This is a genomic window from Pseudoalteromonas luteoviolacea NCIMB 1944, assembly GCF_001625565.1.
Taxonomy (GTDB): Bacteria; Pseudomonadota; Gammaproteobacteria; order Enterobacterales; family Alteromonadaceae; genus Pseudoalteromonas; species Pseudoalteromonas luteoviolacea_F.
This window is the reverse complement of record NZ_AUXS01000086.1, coordinates 1-10011: the sequence shown is the minus strand read 5'-3', so window position 1 is coordinate 10011 and position 10011 is coordinate 1. Positions and strand designations below refer to the sequence as shown.

Genomic DNA, 10011 nt, shown 5'->3' with positions numbered 1-10011 from the left:
CATGAACACAGTGCTCCTGGTGGCTGCTAAACGCAGCCATAGTGCAGGGGCAAGTTACGATATTTTAAGTATTAGAGGTTTAAATATGATGAGGCTATCCTGTTTACATTCTGCAAAATACTTCTTGGGAGAAGTTGAGCACCAATATGATGATGTTGACGTTTTTCACAGTGTGTTAGCAGAATATGGACTGCCAAATATGCCCAAGTTGTTTGCTTGGGGTGGGTATCGCACGTCAGCTAAAACGATATTCGAAATGGCATTTGAGTCTATGCAGCAGACCCTTGCTGGTGCGCCAATAGAGCCACAAGAGGTTGATCTGGTGATCATTTGTAGTTCCGATTTTAGTCCAGTGGATGAAACCCTTTCGTATAGCCAGCTACTGCTATCTTTGGGTATGGAGCGTGCATTCCCTATGGGAGTTACTGTATCTGACTGTGCCAATCTGCTGTCAGTATTAGATATGGCTAAGCAATTTATTGAAAGTGGTAAATATCAGCATATTTTGCTGGTAACCAGTAATAAGATTCGTGATGAGCGGCATCGTTTTCAAGATTATGCGCTGTTTAGTGATGGCGCAGCAAGTTTTATGGTGTCTGATAAAAAGGCGCTGAGCGAGGTGCCTGAGGACGGGCTGAATATTGTAGACTCTCAAGTCAATGCACACTTACAGTTAAAAGTGGCAGGGGAAGACATCGACGATACGCCGCTTTTTACCACAACAGCACAGCAATTAATGGATCGTAATCACCTCACTATTCGCGATCTGAGCAAAGTCTTTAGCAACAATCTCTACATGCCGGTGATCACCCTTAAAGAGGGCAGTATTGGGGTCAGCAAAACACAGCTATATCTGGACAATATCGCGCGCTTTGGACATTGTTTTTCTGCCGACTCGATTATTAATCTGGTCGATTATATGGCCTGCTCAACGGCGGCCCATGGGGAGTATTTTGCGTTGCATTCCAGTGCGTCGGGGCTAAGAGCGCAAGTGTTATTACAGGCATGCCGAGACTAAACATCCCCATCTATAAACAAGGAATTTTTAATAATAACCGGGTAGGTGAGCTGCTGCCCGTGGAGGCGTTTATGAAAGACAATGCACAGGATATGCTCGCTGCGCAGTATGCCTTTTCCGATTCCGTGGTGGTTAAAAACCGCATATTTAAATCGGCGATGAGTGAACAGTTAGGTGATAAAAATCATAATCCAACCGATAAGTTAGTGACCTTATATCGTCTATGGGCTGCGGGAGACATTGGTATTTCAGTGTCTGGCAATATTATGATTGATAGGGCTGCCCTATCTGGGGCAAGGGATGTGGTATTAGACCAACACAGCGATCTAGACAGCTTTCGTCGCTGGACCGCTGCGGGCAGTGAAAATAACACCCATTTTTGGGCGCAAATCAATCATCCTGGGAAGCAAATTATCAGTCAGTTATGTGCTCAACCAGTGGCCCCCTCAGTCGTGCCGTTGGGCAATGGCCTTGCGCGCCATTTTAATTTGCCTCGGGCATTGACGGACGAGGAAATTTTGGCCCTGATAGACAAGTTTGCCAGCTGTGCAGCGCGCTGTAAACAAGTGGGCTTTGGCGGCGTACAGATCCACGCTGCACACGGCTATTTGATCAGTCAGTTTCTCTCGCCACTGCATAATATACGCACAGATAGATGGGGCGGGAGTTTGCAAAACCGGATGCGCTTCTTAGTGGCGACCTATGAGTCAATTCGCCTTGCAGTGGGTCCGGATTACCCGGTGGCCATAAAGCTTAACTCGGCAGATTTTCAGCGGGGCGGGTTTAGTGAAGCGGAGTCAATGCAGGTTGCCAAGATGTTGGACGAAATGGGGATCGACCAAATCGAGATCTCAGGTGGCACCTATGAAAACCCGGTCATGATGGGGAATATGAAAGAGAGCACACGAGCGCGGGAATCTTATTTTTTAGAATATGCTAAGCAAATTCGCACTCAGGTGAACACCGCGTTGGTTGTCACGGGGGGATTCCGAAGCGCCACAGGAATGAGAGCATGTTTACAGAGCGGCGCTGCGGATTTTGTGGGTGTTGCGCGGGCTTTGGCAATTGATCCTAAGTTTGCCACACAGGTGCTCTGCGATACGCAAAGCGGACTAACCTTGCCGAGAGATCCGCAAGGGGAGCATATGAGCATCGCGTGGTATGAGAGTAAGATCAGAGGGCTGACTCGCCAAGCTGGCACAGTCAAGGTGCCAAAAATAAGAACACAAGAAGGAGTCTAATTGTGCGTGAAACAGTATGTGTGACGGGGGCGAGTGGCTATTTAGGGACACATGTTGTCGCTGAGTTGCTGTCACAAGGTTACCGGGTGATAGCCTCGGTGAGAGATGTTACAAGCGAGGGCGCGCGATATTTGCAACAGCTAGCTCAGGCACAGGGCGCTGACACGCTCGAGGTGATGCGCGCTGATTTTACGGTGCCAAATAGTTTAGATGCAGCCCTTGCAAGCAGCGACTTTTTGATTTTTTGTGCGGCGACGACGGCACTGGGGTTTACCAGTGATGTCGATGTGCCACATACCCATCAGGATGCGAACATCATTGGTACCGACCATATGTTGCAAAGCGTGAAGCGCTGCACAGGTTTGAAAAAAGTCATTTACAGCTCTTCAATGGCCGCGGTATTTCGTTCAGATGTTGCTGATGACCATCTGTATGATGAAAGTGATTGGAACAATGACAACAAAGCCAATAGTGAACCCTATTTTTATTCAAAAACACAAGCAGAGCAGTTACTAAAGTCCCAATATGAAGCGGATACATCTGGTGCATTACCTACCCTGATAAGATTTAACCCGTCAGTTTTGATGGGACCGTTTACAGCCAAAGCGCACCAAGAGTCCAGTATTTCCATATTGCGTAATTTACTTGATGCGCGAGCAAGTGGCTGCCCTCGTTTGTATTACAGCATTGCCGATGTGCGCGACGTCGCGAGAATATATGTTGACGCTTTGCGCAACCCTGCCGCCACGGGGCGTTACTTATTACCGGGTAAATCAATATCGTTGTTAGGTATTGCCGCAGTTGTCGCACAGCATTTTCCGGAGTATAAAATGCCGAGTCGTGAATTAAAGGATGCGATGGTGTACGCCTTAGCGGTGCACAACACCGGCTTAACCACGGCTTATCTAGACAAGTTCTTAGGTATCGAACACCGCTTTGATGACAGCAAACTAAAGCGAGATTTCTGTGATCCATACCGCATCGAGTTAGCGCAGACCATCATAGACTCAGTGAGCGCAATACGTGCTGTTGCTCAACCAGGTGTCAAGTCCGCGGTTTAACCTAGGCCATTACAGACTCGAGTGTCGGAAACCCCCACATGGCTTGAATGTGTGTGGGGAGCTGCATTAGCTCGACACTGAGTGAAGCACTGTGCACATATGCGCTATTGGATATGGTATCTCCCATCGGTAGACACAGCGGTTGATAACCTGTATCCAATAGACTTTGGTACAGTGGTGCAAACTCGGCGTATTCTCGAATGCCCAAGGCAATGTTGAGCACCCCTTGATCTGTGGCGGCCTTAGTATCATGGGCATAAACATCACTGTATTGGGTGAGCTGTAAGTGATATCCACCGCATACCAGTGTTTTACTTCGTCGCGTCACCTCACTGTATTGCGGCTGTTCAGACAAGCGTTTAAACAGCGGGTCAAAATGCGACGACAGCGAGGATTCAGATAAGCCAAAGCCCTGGGTGAAGTGAGCAACTTCTCTGTCCAAATCATTCACGGTGGCCCCGACTCCGCGAAGTGTGGGTTTAGTCAGGGTATGCGAGGTCGCGTTGGAAAAAATATCCAAAAGATTGTTATCAATGTCTCTGACCAACAGATGTTCAGTGTCCTGATCGCGATAGCGGCATATCTGACGCATATGGGGAGTGAGGTGTGGGTCTTGACTGATCTTATCAATGGATGGCGCCTCAATAAACAACATATTGTAACCGCGCGTTAGCATATTTTCTGTGTTATCTGTCGAATGGGGCTGTTCAAAGTGAAAGATCTCCAATTGAAAAAACGGGTCGTCGCCTGTGAGCCAATAACAGTGTGCTTGCACTTTTTTACAACTGAAAATGCGTGCGGCGGCAATACCGCGCACCGCGCGTCCCCCACTATCTTGATAGCCCAGCAGCTTTTTATAAAAGCTGCGGCATAAATCGGGGTGTTTGGTGGTGAGCGCCAATTGACAAAGGTGTGGATACATAACCGTGTCCTATGCAGTTTACTGGTGTGCAAGCGGAGTAATGCTCAAGGAAAAATCGGGGTCAAGAGACAGAGAGGGTTTGGTGTAATCCAGTGCCAGATCCGCAATATTACCCTCGTACTTAAAATCTGCAAACTTTAAGATAGTGGCGAGGTTGAGCGGTAAAATAATGTTGGATAAACCCGCACCAATACAGGTGTGTGGTCCTTTACCAAAAGGCGCATAGGCTTCCGATTCAACATCTGGATCGGCGAATCGCTGTAATTTAAACGTATACGGATCGCTAAAATAGCGAGCGTCCGTGTGACAGGCTGACAAGAAAAAGATCAAGGTCTCTCCCTGTTTTATTTGATAGCCATTGAACTCAAAGTCATTGGTTGCAACACGGTAAATTGCAAATGCCGGTGGGTATAAACGCATGACCTCTTTGGTAAACAAATTAACTTTGGTCATATCGTTGATCACTGACAGGTCGGGTTCATTGAGGTTTAACTGCGCGACTTCTTGTTGTAATTCCTGTCGAATATCTGGGTTGAGTAAGAGCTCTCGTAAGGCAAAGCTTAGGGCAGAGGTAACCGTATCAATTCCCGCAAGAAAAGGAATAATTGCGTGATTACGTATATCTCCGGGTGTGAACCACTGAGGTTTATTCTTAAGTCCTTGTGAGATCAACACATCAATATAGCGCTCTTTTGCATGTTCAGCTTGTTCATTGTGAATGATCCGATCGGCAAGCTCATGCACGGTCTTCTTCGCTTGTAGGTATTCAGGTGAGGTTAAAACCCTTTTTGAAATACGTTTAAAGGAGCAGGCGTTCATGACCGTTGCCTGATAATCGATCAATGCTTCCACTTCTTCAGGAGTGGGGGCATAACCTTGCAATGCATACCCGATTTGTGTTGACAAAGTGTGGCGCAGAAACGGACAAAGCCGAGTTGATGGCTCGCGATACTGGGTACTTAAAATATCTCGAAAAGTTTTCCCAAACTCGCCGACGCTGTCTTTTAACGATGCTTTGCAAAACATCGGGGCCATCAAACGGCGTTGATAGCGATGCACATCACCATCGACGCCAATAAATGAGTGAGGGCAATTCATTTCATCCAATGTGTCTGACCAAAATGCATTTGAACTCAAAAAGTCCTTGCTCTCCGTACTCATAAGCTGATTGGCTTTAAGCCCGGCCAATACCGTGACTGAACTTTTCTCAGAGCCTATTCTAAATATATCACCGTATTGGTCATAGCACTGACGCAAGTATGTGAGAGGGTTGTCTAACCAGGTGATTGGTTGTTTGCCGTCCGTGATATTTTTCGCGATGGGGGGCTTGGTCATCGCGTGTTCCTGCAAATTCGTCGTTGTCACAACAATTTCCTTTTTATTGAAAAGCAAGCGCCCAAAATTTGGGGCTCTGCATAGCTGGCCTAGGTTTGTTATATTTCCAGTGCGGTTTGAGGTGCTGACACTGGTGCAAATTTGAATTCCCATTGAAAGTGGAACTTGTCGAGCTGATGCTGCAATTGCTCTGCAACCTCATCTATGTCTTCGCGTGGTTGGGCAAAGTGGACCCTGACAATGCTGCCTGTCGACATGTTATTGATGACTTCCACCGTGAAATCAAGCGTATCATTCAGTGCGTGAATGACACTGCTGACGCAATTTATCAGCACAGCTTGGCGCAGTGGTAGTTTGAATATTTTGCCAACCGGGGTCATAGGTAACTCAGGGACAATCATTATCTCCACTGGCGAGGCTGCGGGTTCGGGTATGTTATCTTTGCAATATTGTTTTAAGGTGTCCGCAGTGAGTGTTGAGTCTGGACTGAGCGTCACATAGGCGACAGGCAACTCACCTGCGTACGCATCGGGCTTTCCGACGGCGGCAGCCATAGTGACATCTGAGTGCCCCACTAAGGTATTTTCAATGATCAGTGGGTCGATATTGTGCCCACCTCGAATGATCAAATCTTTTTGTCGGCCGGTTAGCCACAAATAGCCTTCGGCATCGAACTTGCCCAGATCTCCGGTATTCAACCACCCTGGCTCTGGCCACGCATTGGCATTGGCAAAGGCTTGTTTATATTCAGGGATCACATTGGGGCCTTTGATCAGCAGCACCCCTACTTCATTGTGTGCACATTCTTTTATGATCTGCCCATCGTCGCCCAATTGCACGACACGAATGGCTTGATAAGGGACTCTCATGCCAACAGAGCCAACTTTACGCGCACCATAATAGTAGTGCGTTGACGCGCAGGCGGTGGTTTCTGTCATGCCGTAGCCTTCACAAATATCTGCCCCTGTGCGCTGGGTAAATTCATTGATGAGAACTTGTGGCATAGGAGATGAACCGCAGCCGCAATAAAATAGGCTGTCGATGTCGTGTTGTTCGATTGGCTGCTCTAGCAATGCGGCGTATACGGTGGGGACACCGGCAAAAAAATTGATTTTAAAGCGCTCGACAATCGCCCAGAAATCTTGCATGAGAGCTTTGTTTCTAAATCCCTGCTGTCCTGCTAATAGCAGCTCGGAGCCATTGAGCAATGACGTCAATGAGGACACCACAATGGCATTGACATGAAATAGCGGCAGTGCACACAGTGAAACTTTCGATTTGGTATCGAGTAGGGCTTCATTGGGACCGACGATGAGCATTTGACAGGCATTGACTATTGCACCTCGATGGGTGTGTCTGGCTATTTTTGGGGTGCCTGTGGTGCCGCCAGTATGAAAATAGGCAGAAGTTTCGTGACCGTGCAATGGACGATGAAAAAGGTACTTATCAGTGGGCTGTTTTTTCAGCTCTGAGTGCCAGTCGATTGCCTCCTTGCTGGGGGCACCTATGGTTACTAACGTCACTGGATGGACTGTGTTGTGCTTGACTGCCAGCGCTTTTTCGAAAAGCGCTGGGTTGGCATCACTTGAAAGGGTCACTAAAATGCGTGCTTGGGTTTCTTTCATAATGCCGCAAATATGCTCCACTTCCAGAAATGGATTGATCGGTGTGCTGATGGCGACCGCCTGTGCGCCCCATAACCCAAACACCATTTCGGGCATATTGGGTAACAAAAATGCCACCGAACTGTCGCTATCTATCCCTAATGAGTGGAAAAGATTGGCAGCGCCAATACATTGTTCAAGAAACTCGATGTAACTCCAGCTCTGTACGGGATCGTCTGCACGTCCATTGGGTAAGTAACTCATTGCTCGGGCATCTTGATACTTCTGTGCAGCGATGAATAGTGCATCTGTCACCGATTGGCAGGGAAAGCGTTCGGCAGCCGGATGCTTTTCCAATTGCTCGATGTCGTGGATGTCTCGAACCTGTTCGGGATCACCTGCAAAGCGCTTCACAAAAGGATGAAACAAGTATTCTTGATTAAGGGGTGAATCATGCATTTTATTTAAATTCCTTATTAGCCCTAGCTTTGGCACCTTGTATCACAAGGTGCCAAGTCACACTGTGTATGATGCAACACCGCCCTACACTGTGTGTCTGAATTTTATAGCTCTGTTACGAAAATGGGCGTGGTATCCATCATTTTAAGCAAGTGTCATTATCAATTTAGCGGAAAGGTAGAGACCAATGCCAAACGACAGATGGGCCAACAGACTTCTAAATCTCAGTGTGTTGGGGTTGGGCAACTTGGAGGCCGCGACTCCCATGCCAAAACATGGCTGCATAATGAAAAAAGGAAATACCATGGTGACAACCCCGGCCACCAAGGCTGGCAATAGGGTCGGTGATTCAATCCACTCACTACCCAACACTAAAAAAAGCAGTGCTGCGAAAGCAACACCAATCACGTAGTGCGCTATCCAACCAAGTAAATTTTCTCCAGAGACGGGCGGTGTTTTCATTATGCCTTGATGAAATACTTTGCCTTTGGTGAGATAGACACACCATCTGCCAACCATACCGTAATTTAATGAAGGGATGCCAAAACTGACTTTTAATAGCAAGGCCCAAAGATCCATGATCAAGGTTGCACCTATCCCTACTAATATAACTTGAACTAAAGATTCCATTTTTATACCTGTGTCTTTTTTACTATTTGCATGTATATACGAACCACAAAGGTGATCACATGATGACCGTGCGCGCAGCTGGTGACATGCGCGACAACACACCGATCGCGGGGTGAATGACTCACAATATATACTCAGTGTTTCTTGCGACAACGTTTTTGACTGATGCTACGTATATCGCTGGGTGTCTAATACCATGGTGATTGCCACAATATTACTGCCTAGTATATCCATATCGTGGCGCATATTTCAACGAAATATCAGCAGTCTATACGGGCCAGTTAGGATATTTAATGCAACATATATCGGCGCGCAACACAGCCGCAGTTGCGCTGCTATCTCTACGCGAAACCGCGGGAAAGTGGCCGGAAATTAAGGAATGTCGCGATTGTGTGATTCGAGGTAATCGATCACCTGGGCCAGTGCGTCGTTCACATCCGCCGCTTTTCCCCAATCTAGTTCCTGCCAGTCAATACCGATATCTAGTTGGAAAATATTTGCTTCAAATAACGTCTTAATTGTATTAGCCGAGTTAATTTTTTTAAACTTAAATGCTGAGCGCGGGGGGGAGACTTTCTGTGTTTTACCATTCAACACACAATCAATTTCCTCATTAATGTGGTGCTTATCAGTCACATTGAGGACGCTTTTATCGTGCTTTTCTTTGTATTGCTCTTCAATGGTCAACACAATCTTTTTGGCTTTCATGAATGGCAAGGCTATGCCATTTTCGTATGCAGAAAGTACACAGGGGTATCGAGTAAGGACTTTATAGTTGTCAAAAGACCCCATGGAGATCCCCAGTATGCTGACGGTGTCTCGCACGGTTAGTTTTTTGAGCCCGAGTCGGAGTCTGGCGTCTGACAAGGTTTGTAATTCGAGCAGTGCGGCATTAAACGAGACCAATTTTCCATACTGAGGTAGCTCTTCGCGGCTGGCATTTTCTTGAAATTGTTTGGTCTTTAGTAAGATAGGCTCGCATTGATAAACTTTAAACTGGGAAACAGAATTAATTCCGTAGGTATATAAAAGAGCAAAGTATCGGCGGTGTCCCGTTAAAATTTGAAATTGACCATCTTGAATTGGGTAAACAGTCGGCACCTGAATGATTTCTGACATGGCCAAGTTATTGGCTAAATCGACGATAGAGTGAATGGTTTCGTTTGCTTTTTTCCAATCTGGTGAGCCGTGGGGGAGGCAATTGATAAAACAGTTGTGGCCGACAAGTACGAGACCCTCGGCATCATACATCTTAGCCAATGTTCGCTTGGATATTTTCCTGTTGACGAAAAGAGCTGCATCTTCATCACTGATCATTACCGTGGGCAGGTAACGGGCATTTGTCGGATCGGGCTTTACGTTACAGAGGAAAATCGCCTCGTAAGAGAAATCTTCATCTTTAAAGCTCATTTCCTTGTTCTTCCCTAAAAATGAGATAACTTTCTGTTCTAAACTGATCATGCGACTACCAAAAGAATAGTGATATTAAAAAGAGTAACATTTGCCTAAGTAAGACTAGTACGCAAGTCTAACTCTTGCTAAAGAGAATTTCACCTTTATTGCAAAAATAGTGTTTTTCAGAACATGAATTAGTCTGTCAATTCCTTTATTGACGTCTTAAATACTATAAAATTAAGAGTTATTTGGTTTCTTCTTGATGGTTTTACGCTTTTTATTAAATAATTAATATAAATGAAACAATCGCATTAAGGCTTAGCACTTTGTCTCATGCGTGAGACAA

The 10011-nt window shown here is 46.3% G+C and carries 8 protein-coding genes; 3 read left to right on the top strand and 5 right to left on the bottom strand.

Features of this window, described 5'->3' with window-relative positions; all coding sequences use genetic code 11:
* Position 1: 1 nt before the first annotated feature.
* The 3 genes from N483_RS24800 to N483_RS24790 all read left to right on the top strand — a co-directional run bounded on the left by N483_RS24800 (position 2) and on the right by N483_RS24790 (position 3320).
* A complete protein-coding gene (locus N483_RS24800) occupies positions 2–1018 on the top strand; it encodes a hypothetical protein (RefSeq protein ID WP_036977451.1) in 1017 nt (338 codons plus the stop codon).
* Between the two features lie 71 nt (positions 1019–1089).
* A complete protein-coding gene (locus N483_RS24795; RefSeq protein ID WP_023402304.1) occupies positions 1090–2259 on the top strand; it encodes an NADH:flavin oxidoreductase/NADH oxidase family protein in 1170 nt (389 codons plus the stop codon).
* Positions 2260–2261: 2 nt separating this feature from the next.
* Positions 2262–3320 (top strand): SDR family NAD(P)-dependent oxidoreductase, encoded by a 1059-nt coding sequence (locus tag N483_RS24790; RefSeq protein ID WP_023402303.1) that lies wholly within the window; start codon positions 2262–2264, stop codon positions 3318–3320.
* Position 3321: 1 nt separating this feature from the next.
* Here N483_RS24790 and N483_RS24785 read toward each other — a convergent pair whose 3' ends face one another.
* The 5 genes from N483_RS24785 to N483_RS24765 form a co-directional block, all read right to left on the bottom strand.
* Positions 3322–4242 carry a hypothetical protein gene (locus N483_RS24785; protein WP_023402302.1) on the bottom strand — a complete coding sequence of 307 codons (921 nt, stop codon included), beginning with the start codon at positions 4240–4242 and terminating at the stop codon, positions 3322–3324.
* A gap of 18 nt (positions 4243–4260) precedes the next feature.
* Positions 4261–5607 carry a cytochrome P450 gene (locus N483_RS24780; RefSeq protein WP_172642438.1) on the bottom strand — a complete coding sequence of 449 codons (1347 nt, stop codon included), beginning with the start codon at positions 5605–5607 and terminating at the stop codon, positions 4261–4263.
* A 68-nt stretch (positions 5608–5675) separates the two neighbouring features.
* Positions 5676–7640 (bottom strand): acyl-CoA synthetase, encoded by a 1965-nt coding sequence (locus tag N483_RS24775; protein WP_023402300.1) that lies wholly within the window; start codon positions 7638–7640, stop codon positions 5676–5678.
* 144 nt (positions 7641–7784) lie between these two features.
* Positions 7785–8270 carry a DUF2938 domain-containing protein gene (locus tag N483_RS24770; protein WP_023402299.1) on the bottom strand — a complete coding sequence of 162 codons (486 nt, stop codon included), beginning with the start codon at positions 8268–8270 and terminating at the stop codon, positions 7785–7787.
* A 372-nt stretch (positions 8271–8642) separates the two neighbouring features.
* Positions 8643–9731, bottom strand: coding sequence for a hypothetical protein (locus tag N483_RS24765; protein WP_023402298.1), 1089 nt, complete (start codon positions 9729–9731; stop codon positions 8643–8645).
* Positions 9732–10011: the final 280 nt, after the last annotated feature.